The sequence below is a fragment of the Methylophaga sp. UBA3603 genome (assembly GCF_002375335.1).
Classification (GTDB): Bacteria; Pseudomonadota; Gammaproteobacteria; order Nitrosococcales; family Methylophagaceae; genus Methylophaga.
The window spans coordinates 140,222-154,308 of sequence record NZ_DFMC01000002.1; the positions used below are offsets into that span (position 1 = coordinate 140,222).

12 protein-coding genes are annotated in these 14,087 nt (G+C 46.2%); 7 read left to right on the forward strand and 5 right to left on the reverse strand.

The genetic code is table 11. The annotated features are described in order from the left end of the window. Positions 1-155: 155 nt before the first annotated feature. Genes B4F66_RS01280 through B4F66_RS01290 form a run of 3 tightly spaced genes read left to right on the forward strand, consistent with a single transcriptional unit; the run spans position 156 to position 2,848 of the window. Positions 156-1,226 (forward strand): DUF2817 domain-containing protein, encoded by a 1,071-nt coding sequence (locus B4F66_RS01280; protein ID WP_292358443.1) that lies wholly within the window; start codon positions 156-158, stop codon positions 1,224-1,226. Then, positions 1,210-2,340, forward strand: coding sequence for a GNAT family N-acetyltransferase/peptidase C39 family protein (locus B4F66_RS01285; RefSeq protein ID WP_292358442.1), 1,131 nt, complete (start codon positions 1,210-1,212; stop codon positions 2,338-2,340). Before B4F66_RS01280 ends, B4F66_RS01285 begins: the two co-directional genes overlap by 17 nt. Positions 2,341-2,392: 52 nt before the next feature. Next, the gene (locus B4F66_RS01290) at positions 2,393-2,848 is read left to right on the forward strand and encodes a tellurite resistance TerB family protein (RefSeq protein WP_292358440.1); all 456 of its coding nucleotides are present in this window, start codon (positions 2,393-2,395) and stop codon (positions 2,846-2,848) included. A gap of 67 nt (positions 2,849-2,915) precedes the next feature. Here the strand turns inward: B4F66_RS01290 and B4F66_RS01295 are convergent, their stop codons facing one another. After that, positions 2,916-3,713, reverse strand: coding sequence for a 4-helix bundle domain-containing protein (locus B4F66_RS01295; RefSeq protein WP_292358438.1), 798 nt, complete (start codon positions 3,711-3,713; stop codon positions 2,916-2,918). Positions 3,714-3,780: 67 nt separating this feature from the next. Between B4F66_RS01295 and B4F66_RS01300 the strand changes: the two genes are divergently transcribed. The 4 genes from B4F66_RS01300 to B4F66_RS01315 all read left to right on the forward strand — a co-directional run bounded on the left by B4F66_RS01300 (position 3,781) and on the right by B4F66_RS01315 (position 6,005). After that, positions 3,781-4,437, forward strand: a complete 657-nt coding sequence (locus tag B4F66_RS01300) for a Fe2+-dependent dioxygenase (protein ID WP_292358697.1) — start codon at positions 3,781-3,783, stop codon at positions 4,435-4,437. A 129-nt stretch (positions 4,438-4,566) separates the two neighbouring features. Beyond that, positions 4,567-5,106, forward strand: coding sequence for a sigma-70 family RNA polymerase sigma factor (locus tag B4F66_RS01305; RefSeq protein WP_292358437.1), 540 nt, complete (start codon positions 4,567-4,569; stop codon positions 5,104-5,106). After that, positions 5,103-5,399: a DUF4880 domain-containing protein gene (locus tag B4F66_RS01310; RefSeq protein ID WP_292358435.1), complete on the forward strand. Its 297-nt coding sequence runs from the start codon at positions 5,103-5,105 to the stop codon at positions 5,397-5,399. Before B4F66_RS01305 ends, B4F66_RS01310 begins: the two co-directional genes overlap by 4 nt. A 309-nt stretch (positions 5,400-5,708) precedes the next feature. Next, a complete protein-coding gene (locus tag B4F66_RS01315) occupies positions 5,709-6,005 on the forward strand; it encodes a Rho termination factor N-terminal domain-containing protein (RefSeq protein WP_292358433.1) in 297 nt (98 codons plus the stop codon). Between the two features lie 30 nt (positions 6,006-6,035). Here B4F66_RS01315 and B4F66_RS01320 read toward each other — a convergent pair whose 3' ends face one another. The 4 genes from B4F66_RS01320 to B4F66_RS01335 form a co-directional block, all read right to left on the reverse strand. Then, entirely contained in the window at positions 6,036-7,208 is a 1,173-nt protein-coding gene (locus tag B4F66_RS01320) for a DUF748 domain-containing protein (RefSeq protein WP_292358432.1), read from the reverse strand. Between the two features lie 112 nt (positions 7,209-7,320). Continuing rightward, the gene (locus B4F66_RS01325) at positions 7,321-9,393 is read right to left on the reverse strand and encodes a catalase (protein WP_292358430.1); all 2,073 of its coding nucleotides are present in this window, start codon (positions 9,391-9,393) and stop codon (positions 7,321-7,323) included. A 368-nt stretch (positions 9,394-9,761) separates the two neighbouring features. After that, positions 9,762-12,206, reverse strand: coding sequence for an acetamidase/formamidase family protein (locus B4F66_RS01330; protein ID WP_292358428.1), 2,445 nt, complete (start codon positions 12,204-12,206; stop codon positions 9,762-9,764). A 90-nt stretch (positions 12,207-12,296) separates the two neighbouring features. Beyond that, complete coding sequence (locus tag B4F66_RS01335) at positions 12,297-13,754, reverse strand: acetamidase/formamidase family protein (RefSeq protein WP_292358426.1); 1,458 nt, start codon at positions 13,752-13,754, stop codon at positions 12,297-12,299. Between the last annotated feature and the right edge of the window lie 333 nt (positions 13,755-14,087).

Here is a 14,087-nt window from a genome sequence, read left to right on the forward strand (position 1 = left end):
TTGCTCCTAATCAATTTAGTCAGACGATTTGTGCATCATAAAGTGATTGTGTCATGGTTGTGATAAATATTTTTGCCACTATGCTGATTATCTGGTCAAAATCATGAAAGTCGCCTATTCTTCGCCGAATTTTCATCTACAGGAGAGTTGTTGCCATGTATGCAGATGCCGTTCTGAGTGTTTTTTCTCAGCGCTATGCTGGTGCACGTGACAAGTTCATATCAGCAGTGGAAACAAGCTCCATTGTCGAACGGGTCAATAATATTATTCACCCGGTTCGCGGGCCAAAAAACGAACGTTTGTTTTGTGATATTGCCTGGGCTGGCAGTCCTAAAGCAAAAAATATTCTGGTACTGGTTTCAGGCGTTCATGGTGTTGAGGGTGGAGTAGGCTCAGCAATTCAATCTGATTTTGTGGGACGTCACCGACGTTTACCCGCCGATGTGTGTGTTGTTATGGTGCATGCATTAAATCCCTGGGGATTTGCCTGTGCTAGCCGAAATGACCACGAAGGTATCGATATCAACCGTAACTTTGTTGATTTTAATGCCAAACTTCCAGACTCTGCTGATGCGATAGCGATATGGGAAAAGCTCAGTAAGCAAAAGGACGCAGTCGATTTAGTTGGGGAGCAACGTGAGCAGTTTGATAAGCTCAGCCAAGGCCAATACAGCAAAGCCGATGCGCTTTATTTCGGTGGCGAAAAAGCCAGTTGGTCACGTCAAACCATTGAAGAGCTGGTCGCACAACTTAAACCGGAAAAACGCGATAATGTTATTGTCATAGATATTCATAGTGGACTCGGGCCTTATGGATATGGCGAATTAATCTGTGATCATCTCCCAGAAACTGCCGGTCAGAAAAAAGCGCGGCAATTATTTGGCCCGACAGTGACCGAACCGGCTCTCGGCACCTCAACTTCTGGTGTAAAGTACGGTTTGCATGATTACTTCTGGCATCAGCAAGGGGATAATGTGTGTTTTCTGACACTTGAATTTGGTACTTTTAGCAATCAACAAATGCTTAAAGTACTGTTTGCAGATCAACAGTTACAACAGTCCGGTAAAATCGATTGGTCTGATCAGAAAACGCTGGATATTAAACACGCAATGCAGGATTTTTTCTGTCCTGATGAGACCCAATGGCAAGAGCTGGTATTGTTTCGCGGGCGCCAGGTCATCGAAATGGCCCTGGAGGGTTTGACCACTAATGCAAATGGCAGTTAATCAACAGACGAATTCGATAACCTTTCGTGCGGCCACTTTAGCTGATGTAGATGCACTGCTGGATATCGAAAATATCTGTTTTGATAGCGATCAACTCTCTCGTCGTAGTTTTAAATGGATGATCAACAAGGCTAATGCCTTATTACTGGTCGCTGAGCAGCAACAAAAATTGATGGGCTATGTGCTGTTGTTATATGCCCGGGGCACTTCGCTGGGGCGCATCTATTCGCTGGCGGTTTTACCTGAATATCGTAATCAGAAAATTGCCCGGGCGTTGATGCGTGAAGCGGAGCAGGCTGCATTGACAGCTGGCCGCAGTTTTATTCGTCTGGAAGTGCGGCCCGATAATGCTGGTGCAATTAAACTTTATGAAAGCCTCGGCTATCACCAGTTTGAAATCGTCACTGACTACTATGAGGATCATGCCAACGCCCTACGTATGATGAAGGTGTTGCAGCCACAACCGGAAGAACTGCATCAGCAGGTATTTCATTATTCACAAAGTACGGACTTTACCTGTGGTCCGGCCAGTTTGATGATGGCCATGAAAACGCTGCAACCGGTGATGCATCTGGATCGTGGCCTGGAATTACAGTTATGGCGTGAAGCTACCACCATATTTATGACTTCCGGACATGGCGGCTGTAGTGCACAGGGACTGGCGTTGGCGGCATGGCGACGTTATTTCAACACTACGTTAATCACCAATAGTGATGATGTGCCGTTTGTAAATGGCGTTCGTAGTGAAGATAAAAAAGCCGTGATGGAATGTGTGCACCTGGATTTTATGCGACAACTGGAAACCTCGGAAGTTGAACAGCAGATGCGCCAAATCGATGTGAATTTACTACGTGATTATCTGAACCAGGGCGCACTGGCAGTAGTGTTGATTAGCTCTTACCGACTAAATCAGAACAAATCACCGCATTGGGTGGTGCTGGTATCGATTTCAGATACCTTTGTCTATTTTCATGATCCAGATATTGATTGGGATGATGACAAAACCCTCACCGACAGCTTCTACGTTCCGGTGACTCATAAAGAGTTCAATCGCATGTTAGGTTATGGAAAACCCCGTTATCAGGCGGCTGTGATTTTACACTCGACAAAATAATCCTTAAGAACTGCTGCGTGATTAATCTGTCACTTCAGTACAGGAGAAACCTATGCTCGATAAACTCAAACAACTTTTACAGCGAGAATTGCTCGAGGATCACGATACCGGTGATGCTGCACATTTATCGGTGAAACTTGCAGCCGCTGCGTTAATGATAGAAGTCATTGCTGCTGATTATCATTTTAAAGATGAAGAGCGGGATATGTTGCTATCTATTTTGCAGAAACGTTTTTCTCTCGATAAAGATGCTGCCAAAAGTCTGCTTGCTGAAGCCGAAAAGGCACACAAATCTGCTACAGATTATTTTGCCTTTACCTCGGAAATCAATCATCGCTATAGTCAGAAAAAGAAAGTTGAATTAATTCATATCCTCTGGCAACTGGCCAACGCTGATCAGGAAATCCATCAGATAGAGCAACACGTTATTCGACGAATCAGTAACCTGTTGCATGTCGAGCACAGCGATTATATTGCCGCTAAGCTGGCGGCAACAGGTCATCGGTAAATGGCGTTAGAGTAATGCCTCGTTCTAAGTTTGTGCTGAGCTCAGACTTAGAACGAGGATTGTTTTATTACAGTCCTAAGGCAGCTATTTCAATCCGAGCTGCCGCGCCATAAAGCTTGGATGCATCTCCATCAACATCACCTTTAGGGGCGATGCTAGGCCATAAACCGGCCAGTTCTTCCAGATAGCCTTCAACCTGTTCAACTGTATCGGTTGACTCGTTGCGTGTTGCTTCGGGAAGTTGTTCAAGTCGACGTTTGGCGATTTGGGTAAAGCCATAAGCATCTTGATATTCATGCAGATTAATGAGTTTGCCGTTTTCTACGCCCAGTGCATATTCTTCACCTGCTGTGCGAATCAAATCTTTAATACTTTGCAGGGTATTTTTTAAATCCGGTTTTGCTACTGCTTCAGCGGCTTTAATGCCGGCTTCAAGCTGTTGGTAGGCTTCATCCACTTCAGCTTGAGGTGCTTTGCTGGTCACTTTGTCGGCCAGATTGCTTAATGCATCATCAAAGCGTTCACCACCACGATATTCTATTGATGGCACCAGACCCGCATACAGTTCATCGCGTGGATGTTTCATATGGGTGATAGCCATATCGACCTGGCCTTTTTTATATAACTCATAACCTACTAACAAATGACCACGAATCAGACCCAAACGCGTTAAAAAAGCGACATCATTAGTCTTCAGATCAGTCTCGGTGACACCACCACCTTCGCCTTCACCAGCCGCAGCCAGCGTGAAATTTTCATTGGTGAAATGCATATCATGTGATATATCTGCTGCGGTGGTGTTCAAACTGATTCCACTGGCTAGTGCAACCCCAAGGCTTACCCATTTTTTACGATTTTCTTGCATAGTCTGTCTCTCTGAGTGGCGTTATGATAAGTTATCTACTTTGCCATAAATGAGTCTCATTCTCAATATGATCCTGCATCTCTCACAATGTTTATCAGAAGTTGATCTTGAAGCGATAAAGGCAACGCTTAAGGATGTCTCGTTCCATGACGGATTGAGCACAGCGGGCCGGGCCGCCCTCCAAGTAAAGCAAAATCAGCAGGCAGATATGGCGGAAATTTCTGGCATTTTAAAGCTGGTGGAACAACGCCTTTTAGCCAATGATTTATTTGTGCAGAGCACCTATCCACAACAATTCGTTCGTCTCTTAATAAGCCGTTATCAGTCAGGTATGCGATATGGCACCCATGTCGATGAAGCATTGATAAACAATCAGCGTACGGATATTTCATTCACCTTATTCTTATCCGATCAAACCCAGTATCAGGGCGGCGAACTAGTGTTAGAAGACAGCAGCGGTGAACGTAGCTGGAAACTGGATGCGGGTGATTTACTGTTATATCCCTCTACATATCTGCATCGCGTTAATGAAGTTAATGATGGTGAAAGACTGGTTATTGTTGGTTGGGTCACCAGTCGGATACGTAATCCTAATCGACGGGAGATTCTGTTTGATATGGAGCAGTCGCTCCGTCAAGAGTTCAATCAAAACGGTAAAACAGAACAATATGATCGGCTTTCCCGAGTACGTAATAATTTGTTACGACAATGGCTGGATCGTTAAGGCCGAGATATATTTAATTATTATTTCACGCAACTAAAAATAAGATAGTTTCTATGAATTGCTCTTAATTATTAATTATCTTAGAATGCAACTGATAATCATTATCATTAACGGTTGTAAGTAATAATTATGAATGCGCCATTGTCACCACCTCGTACAGAGAGCCTGGAAAAACTCTATCAAAATAATTTCAGCTGGTTACAGAGCTGGTTACGTGAGCGTTTGAGCTGTTCGTATCAGGCGGCCGATTTGGCGCAGGATACGTTTGTAAGATTGCTATCAGCCCCGGATTTTAATGGCAAAATTGAGGCTATTCGTGAACCTCGCAGTTATCTGGTAACGGTAGCAAAGCGGGTGATGATCGACCATTTCCGTCGACGCACGATAGAACAATCTTACCTGCAGGCCTTAATGCAGCAACCGGAACAGGAAGTCATCTCGGCAGAGCAGAGCATGATTGTACTGGAAACGCTATATCGCATTGATGCCATGCTGGATGGTTTGGGTGTAAAGGTGAAAACTGCTTTTCTAATGTCCCAGCTTAAAGGCATGACTTATCGTGAAATTGCTGAAGAAATGGGGCTATCAGAAAGCTCGGTCAAAAAATATATGGCCAAAGCCACGCAGCATTGCCTGTTATTTTCGTTATATGAACAGTTAGACGCATGAACGCTTCTTCAGCAGGTTTGACGCCTCAACAACAGCAAGCACTGGCAGAAGCTGCTCAGTGGTATGCAGAACTCACTGCTGAATCTAATACCGATCACACCCGGCAGGACTGGCAAAGCTGGTTATTGAAACGGCCGGAAAATCAATGGGCCTGGCAACAACTGGAGCAATTACAACAACGTTTTAACCAACTTTCAGGGGAGTTGGCTTTTGAATCACTCAAAGCAGCTAACGATGAGAAGATATCAAATGGCGATCACATTCGGCAAAGAAATTTTTCTGGAGTTGACTGAACCAAAAAAGCAGAGAATAAGGGCCTTGGCTGATGCCAGGCAGGGCCTTTTTGTTATTTGAAAGAAAATGTTAGCTTCCTCATGCAGACATATTTTGTATGTCTATAAGCATTATTGCCCTATGTTTTGTAGACCTTTGAAAGCCACCAGCGAGCAAGGCTATCTCTGTAATTTATTCATTCACCATCTTGTTATCAAGTTTGGCGCTCCCACGGATTCGGTTACTTTAACCTAGGATATTGGCAAGGTAGCAATAGCATTGCTACTGTGGGATGTGACTTTTTAATACTGTAAACAGGAGGACTATTTATGGTTGCCGAGTGGACAGATAAAGATGAACGTCAATATGAGCATATCAAGGATCAGCAGAAAAAAAGCGGTAAAAAGACCGATAAAGCTGAAGAAATTGCGGCTCGCACCGTCAATAAGCAACGTCGTGAGGAAGGCCGTACCCCCAGAAAAACTTCTCAGGGTACTGGCAATCCTAATAGCCCTTTGGAGTCTCGGACAAAACAGGAGCTGTATAACCGGGCCAGTCAGCTAAATATTAAGGGACGTAGCAAGATGAGCAAGTCGGAATTAGTGGCTGCTATTCGAAACAACTGATTTCAAACAACGTTACTGTTATTTGGTCACTTAGTCGCATTTATCCCACATTGGCCGAAGCTGACAATTAACAGCATCGGTTTCAGTTTCTGATTTGGATTCGGACTTAGAACCAGATTCAGGTTGAGATGTTGTGTCTTGGGATGGAGATGATTCGGAACCAGTCTCACGATCAAAATCACTTTCGAATGCGTCTACAAAAGCATTTTCCAGAATGGCGAGAAAGGCCTGCCAGGCACTGACATCTGGGTCATCCAGATTGCCACGTATCTCAACTTCGGTGGCTATACGGTTTTTGGGATCGTTGCGGAATATCTGGCCAAAAGCACCGACAATGGCTTGCCAGGTTGCACTGAAAACGCCATCTTGCAGATCTTCTTCCAAATCAAAGATTTCAACATTATCCAGAACGGGTTTTGCATAGCCGGTTAATTGAGCCTCCTCAGCCTGCAATTCCATCACAAAATCACCGTTACCTGATTTGAAATTAAAATTACCATAAGCTTCAGAGACTTCATTGAGTTTTGTCAGGTTTATACCGGTGATTTTTAACTTGAGTTCAAAATTATGAAAATCGCCTAAGGGATCCAGGCGGCCATCCAGTCTAGCCGAAGCGCTATCTAACACTTGCCCCTGAATATCAAAATTAGCGAATTTCAGTCCATCTCTTCGTTCAGCATTACTTAGGTTGGTTATTTCACCGTCTAATTGGTAAAAAACCAGATGTACTTGGGGATCAGAGGTAAAGTTATGAAAATGAATTTCACCATTATCAATATTTAATCGATCAATTTGTAATGGAATAATTTCCTGAACGGTCTGACGCCAGGTGGATTCTTCTTCAGGCTGGTCTTCTGCTTCGTCATCGACCAGATGGATTTCGGCATTTATCAAATCAACATCTGCGACCACTTTGCCTTTGAATAAAGATGCCCAGCTGACAGAAGTATCTATGGTTTCGGCATTAAAAAATTCCACCGAAGGTTGGTCTTTTTTAGTGATTTCCAGTTGATGAACAGAGTAGGCGCCACGCCACAGATGAATGTCGACATTAGCGATTTCTCCCTGATAATCACCCATATCCGCGAGTTTGCCATTCAAGTAATCTTTCACCATTGAAGGCAATTGCATGCGCAGAATGATTAAAGCGATAACCACTAAAACAACAAAAATCAGCGTATAGGAATAGCGTTTGGCGATCATGATGCTCTCCTTCTAAGACGTTTTAGATGAAATCCAAGCTAACGCAAAATCACCCGTCTGAACATTCAAACGGGTGACCTGATTCAACTGGTTATTTCATCATAAAAAACAACTAATCAGCACGTTGCCAAAACCGAATATCACGACAGTTTTGGGTAAATTCGTCCGTCGTTTTAGTATTGGTCAATTGCAGGCAGCCTTCATCCAACATCTCACTGATACCGGCCTTTTTCAAAAGCGGCATGGCATCTTCACCGTAGCCAATAAATTTCATGTGATTAAAGGCATCACTGACAAAGGTTAATGCTGGTGGCATTTCTGCCAGCATTTTCACACCGTCGCTACCAGGCAAAATCACAATGGCATCAAATAACACGGAAGGTCCGCCATCAACCTTTTCATCAACCTTGATGCTGTCACCAGCACTGCTGGTTATTTCACCGGTATGTGGCGCAACAACTTCAAACATTGCCCCTTCTGCTTTAAGTGATTTCTCCAGCGATTTGAAAATATCAGCATCAAATCCATCGGTCATCAAGACACCAACTTTACGGCCTTTAAAGCTATTCGGGCCATTTTTGAGAATGCTTAACTTGTCAGAAGCTGGCAAATCATCCCTTGTTGGCATCGCTGCATCAGCCGGTTCCGGCAACGGATTGATGCCCAATTTTTCAGCAACTTTTTCGGCTAGTTGTTGATCAATATTCAGCAGATGACTAACCATGCGTTTACGGATCGCCGGTGTTTTGACTTTACTGAGCTCAAATGAAAATGCATTGATAATATGCTGCTGTTCCGTTTCAGTCTGGCTTATATAAAACTGCCTGGCCTGGCTGTAGTGATCAGCAAAGGTTTCAGAACGTTCACGGACTTTTGGACCAGATACATCTTCTGGATAACTTTCAAAACCTTTTACCGGACATTCACGTGGACCGCCTTCTTCTTCGCCCCAGCTATTCGGTTCATAGTTGGCCCGTCCGGTAGGATTGCTCATTGCCATATGACCATCCTGCTGGAAATGATGCATCGGACATTTCGGCGCGTTGATTGGAATGTGGGTGAAATTGGGTCCACCCAGACGCTTTAACTGCGTATCGAGATAGGAAAAGTTTCTGCCCTGCAGCAAAGGATCATTTGAATGATCAATACCTTTGACGATATTCTGGGTGCAGAATGCCACCTGTTCGGTTTCAGCAAAAAAGTTACTGACAACCCGATCCAGCACTAGTCGACCGACAATGCGAATCGGCACCTGTTCTTCAGGGATAAGCTTGGTGGCATCCAACACATCAAACTCAAATTTCTCAGCAAATTCCTCATCGAAAATCTGCAGTCCCAGTTCCCACTCAGGGTAATCTCCCTGAGTAATGGCATTCCATAAATCACGACGATGGAAATCCGGATCGGCACCATTGATTTTTAACGCTTCATCCCATAAAACAGACTGCAAGCCTTGCTTTGGCTTCCAGTGAAATTTAACAAACTGGGACTTGCCGTTTTTATCTACCAGTCTAAAGCTGTGTACGCCAAAGCCTTCCATAAAACGGAATGAGCGTGGAATCGTACGATCGGACATTTGCCACATCAGCATATGCATGCTTTCCGGCATCAAAGTCGCAAAATCCCAGAAATTATCGTGGGCCGATTGGGCCTGTGGAAATCCGCGATCAGGTTCTTCTTTGACGGCGTGAACCAAATCAGGAAATTTCATTGCATCCTGAATAAAAAACACCGGGATATTGTTACCCACGATGTCCCAGTTACCTTCTTTGGTATAGAGCTTGACGGCAAAGCCACGCACATCGCGGGCCAGATCGGCTGAACCCTTACTGCCGGCAACGGTTGAGAAACGCACAAAGGCCGGGGTTCTTTCACCTTTACGCTGGAAAATATCAGCAGAGGTGACATCTTCGAGCGATTCGGTGGTTTCGAAATAGCCGTGAGCACCAAAACCACGGGCATGCACCACTCGTTCTGGAATACGTTCATGATCGAAATGGAAAATCTTTTCGCGCATGATGTGGTCTTCGATTAAACCTGGACCACGAGCGCCAGCTCTTAATGAATTCTGATCGTCGGCAATCGGGCCGCCTTGCTGGGTGGTGAGTGTTGAGGTATTTCCGGTAGCTTGCTGATGGGGTTCGCCACCATTACCTCGGTTTGTTTTCGGATCGGTTTTGTCCATGACTTCTCCTTGATTTTTTTGGTGTAGAGGGGTGTGTCGCGAGAAATTTCGCGATTGGCAAGGGCCTATTGATCTTTCATTGCCACCACTTCACGTTGCTCGTCATTTATTTAGAATGACTAAACTTCATTCCTCGCGCCTGTGTGGTGCATTTTCAGTCACAACAGAGGCGGCTATGAAAGATCATTAGGCCCTGACCATTCTGCGCCGGACCTAACTAATCGCATTAACCTAAGTAAAGTGAACTGCGTCACAAAATTCAGAATTAGCATCAGACAGTGTTTACAGGTTACAAAGAATTTTAATGGGGAAGGTGAATGAGGAGAGCGCGTTCGAATTGTCTGAGAAAAGGCAATTAATAAGTATTTTTAATCAGCGTTATAGTCTGGAAAAATAGCCTTGCGGATAATCGCATGCACACCCAGATTGCCATCCACAACCTGGGTAATACCAAAATCCACCGCTACCGAAATCAGTGAAATTGCTTCATCTTCACTAAGCTCATGTTCTTTCATTAGGTAGTGACGGGCTTTTCTGAAAGCGTCACGCATGGCGGCTTCCATAGAGGAGTTTTTATACACTTGCGTTTGGGCATTCGGGCCGAGCTCGGCCTGATAGTCGGAGAAACTCATGCCCTGTAATACCCATTCATCCGGTGTTTCCAGAAATGGATGACTTAGGCCATCCATAAAGCTGCCTTTTAAATCACGTTGTTTGTGTAACACCAATTGAAACACACCGGTTAAAGAACACTCGATAGCGGTGCCACATAATTCCGAATCACCTTGTGAAGCATGTGGATCACCGACCGAAAATAGAGCCCCAGTTGTGGCGACGGGCAGAAATAATTTGGTGCCTTTGCCCGCCCGCCAGTTATCCATATTGCCACCAAAATAGCTGGGTGGAATAGAATCAATCATACCGGTCTCACGCGGGGCGACGGCCATGACGCCAAAATGCGGTCTGACCGGAATAACGGCTTTGTCGAGAATACCGAACTGCTTGTCGATACTAGAGTGATCAACCGGTATGCCAGGGTAATCAATGGTTGGGTGCACAATGCCGTAAGGATCGGTTTGTGGGGTCCAGCGAAAGTTATAAATCGCCTTGGCATGCGGTGGATGGGTGTGTTGGTGTACTTCGTATACGGTCACTACTTCACGCTTTTTCGGTTCGGTGAGCAGATCGTCATATTGAAAGCCCCACCAGGTGGCGGCATTGCTACCAAAGTGTTTACCTTGATGCTTCGGGCTGCAACTGAGTCGTGGTTGAATATCCAAAATGCGTATTTCCAGCACATCACCGGGTTCAGCATCGGTGACATACACCGGCCCGGTACAAATATGTACCCCAAAGCCCTCTCCGGCACCGCGGCCGAATATCGTGGCATCCATCGGCCCGGCACCCCGCCGGTCAACGTTCTTTGTTGTACTAGTCCAGTGAAAAACGCTTTGTGCTCCGGCATCTCCGTCAATCATGCGTTCGCAGTCATCAGACGCATGCTGGGATAAGGTTTCAATCGTTACAATATCACCGGAGCGAACGGTTAATACCGGTTTGATCGCATTACTGAAATAGCCCCAGTGAACGGTTTTATCGGACACTGGCAGGTAATATTGTCGAGAAGAGTGAGTGTCGGTTTGTGAAGACGTAGTGTTATCTTGGTCGGAAACCCGTTTCGGGGCGAGTCGCAACGACAACGCATATTTAGCATGATCATCCAATACTTCCTGAAATGGTCTGCGTCGTTTTTGAATGTCATCATCCTGCAAAAAGGATTGCGGATCGGCGGTAATTGAACGAGCTGACGGTTTTGTTTGCGGACAGCCACGGCGAAGCTGTTCATGCAGATCCTGTGGCGGTGCAGAACGATAGCTTTTCGGTGACATGCCCATAAACTGTGAAAAGGTACGGCTGAAGTTTGCGGCGTCATTAAACCCCCAGCGGTAGCACAGCTGGGCAATACTGAACTGGGCAAGGGCAGGGTTAGCCAGATCAATACAGCAATGCTGTATTCGGCGGCTCTTCAGATATTCACTGAACGTTGTGCCACTGTTTTTGAACAGTTTTTGTAAGTATCTGGCGGATAAACCTTCCTGTGCAGCGATTTGCTCAATATTCAGATCCGGATCGTCCAGCCGTGAATCCACCGTTCTGCACACCCGACGCAAATGGGCCAATTGCACATCAGTAGCTTCTTCATTGGCAGCAGATTGTCTATGGGAAAGACAGGCTACCAGTAACTCGGCCAGCGTTACTTCTAATGCGGGTAGCTCATTGTGATCCACATGGGGCAACTGTTCGGTCAGTGATTGCAGCATGTTCAAGCATAATGCGCCGATACCTTGTTGTGTGCTGATGCGGTTCGCTTCCTGTCGTCCGCTACGAACCAACCTGAGCAGAAAGCTGGATGACTCTAATTTGATTAGCATGATGCGAAAACGAGTTTGCAAAGCCAGTCGCCAGGATTGAGTAGGATCCAGCAACATGATGTCGCCTGAACGTAATTTAACTGTTTGATCGGCATCCAGCACCTGCGCGGTGCCATCAAGCAAGGCGAGCACCAATACAGTGCCTTGTAACGGTTGAGTTGCTTTGGCAGTTATGGGTGAAAGAATCTGTGGAGCTGCGGTGAGTTGAACAAATACTGAGTCGCGTGCCGAGACGGACAGTGCCATATGGCCACTGTCGTCATTACGAATGGAGCTTGCAGCATCACTCGCCAGCCCGAGCCTGGAAAGTATTTCATTCCAGGCCGGCTGGCGTAGCTCTGCGGGTATAGCACTGGCAGAAAAGCGTTTCAGGTCAGTCACGGTCGTGTCTTATTCCTTGAATACTGAAGCATCCTTTCGCAAGTGTTATGCCATAACTATTAACGAGGGTATTTAGAAGATAAACCGACTCTAGTTACGCGCCGGGAACATGGATTTTTTCAGGATCGCATGCACGCCCCAGTTGCCATCCACCACTTGAGTGATACCAAAGTCGACCGCCACCGTCATCAGTGATATCGCTTCATCTTCATCCAGATGCTGAGTGGTCATTAAAAAGTGTCGCATCTTGCGATAGGCATCGCGTAAAGCTTTATCAACCGAAGATTTGCTGTAAATATCATCCTGAGCATTGGGGCCCAGTTCAGCCAGATAATTGGCATAGCTAAAGCCATGTAACACCCAGTCATCCTGGGTTTCCAGCAAGGGGTAATTGAGTTCAGCCAACGAGGTGCCGGGCAAGTCAGCTTTTTTGTGCAAGATAAACTGGAAAGTCCCTGTTAAAGAGCACTCAATGGCGGTACCGCACAACTCAGAGTCACCCTGTGATGCATGTGGATCACCCACTGAGAACATGCCGCCATCCACTGCGACCGGAAAATAAATCTTCGCACCTTTGCCAATCCGCCAGTTGTCGATATTGCCGCCGGTGTAGTTGGGCGGAATCGAGTTCACCATATCGGCTTCTGCGGGAGCGAGGCCAATGGTGCCAAAGTGAGGACGGATCGGAATACGGATATCACGCAGAATATTTTCCTTCTTGGTGATGGTGCTGTGATCGACTGGCACCCCCGGATAATCGATAGTCGGATGAACCACGCCGAAGGGGTCAGTTTGTGGTGTCCAACGATAGTTGTAGACGGCTTTGGCCCAGTTACGCTCACCCGTTGCATCGACTTCGTAGATGGTAACGACTTCCCGTTTTTTCGGTTCGGTAAGCATATCGCCGTAATGAAAACCCCACCAGGCAGCAGCATTACTGCCAAAAGTCTTGCCTTTGTAATCAGGGTTTCCACTGGGTCTGGGAGCAACATCGACAATCCGAACTTCAAGAATATCACCCGGCTGAGCGCCTTTTATTCGTACTGGTCCGGTACAAATATGCACGCCGGCTCCACCGCCGGCACCAATCTTCGCATCCATCGGGCCAGCACCACGTCGGTCGACACCTTTGCCTTGAGCATCCCAATGAAAAATACTTTCAGCACCGGGGTCACCTTTTACCATCCGTTCTGCATCATCGTTGGCATGATGGGTGAGTGTTTCCATGGTGACAAAATCACCGGACTCTATTTCAACGGTAGGCTTGGCATTCTTGCTGAAATAACCCCAGAGAACCGTTTCCGGTGTGGCCGGAATGTAATAGTGCATCTGGCCGGGTGTGTCAGCATCGATGGGAGTATTAGCGCCAGCGGCAAAGCTCATGGGCGACATGGTCACGCCCATAGCGCCGAGAGAGGCGGCACCACCGCCAACAAAAGCGTTACGGATAAATGAACGTCGCGCAGTATCAAATTCTTCTACCACGTCTTTTTTATTTTCTTCGGTGATGCCGTGTGTGCAACCTGGAGTACAAATATGTTCTGTCATGATGAATCCCCTCGGATAACTGCTTGATGTCGGAGGTGCCCCGGCAGTGCGGCACGTGCAGATATTATGTTCCTGAGGGTGAGGTTTCTTCTTGTCAGCTGGCGCACTAATTCTTGTCGAGCAGCATTAATTACGTTGTCGTTGAGGTTTTACTCAATGTCATTGCTAGGGCTTGTTTATCTTTCATATCCCCCTCTGCTGGCGGCTATTTTTGTGTCCGACAAGGCGGAAAGCACGCCGTGTAGCCTTCCTACAAAAGTGATTGACAACTCAGGCGGTCGTAAAAACAGTCCCAGCCCTTCGGGTTGTGACTGAAAAAGCGCCACTCTGCGT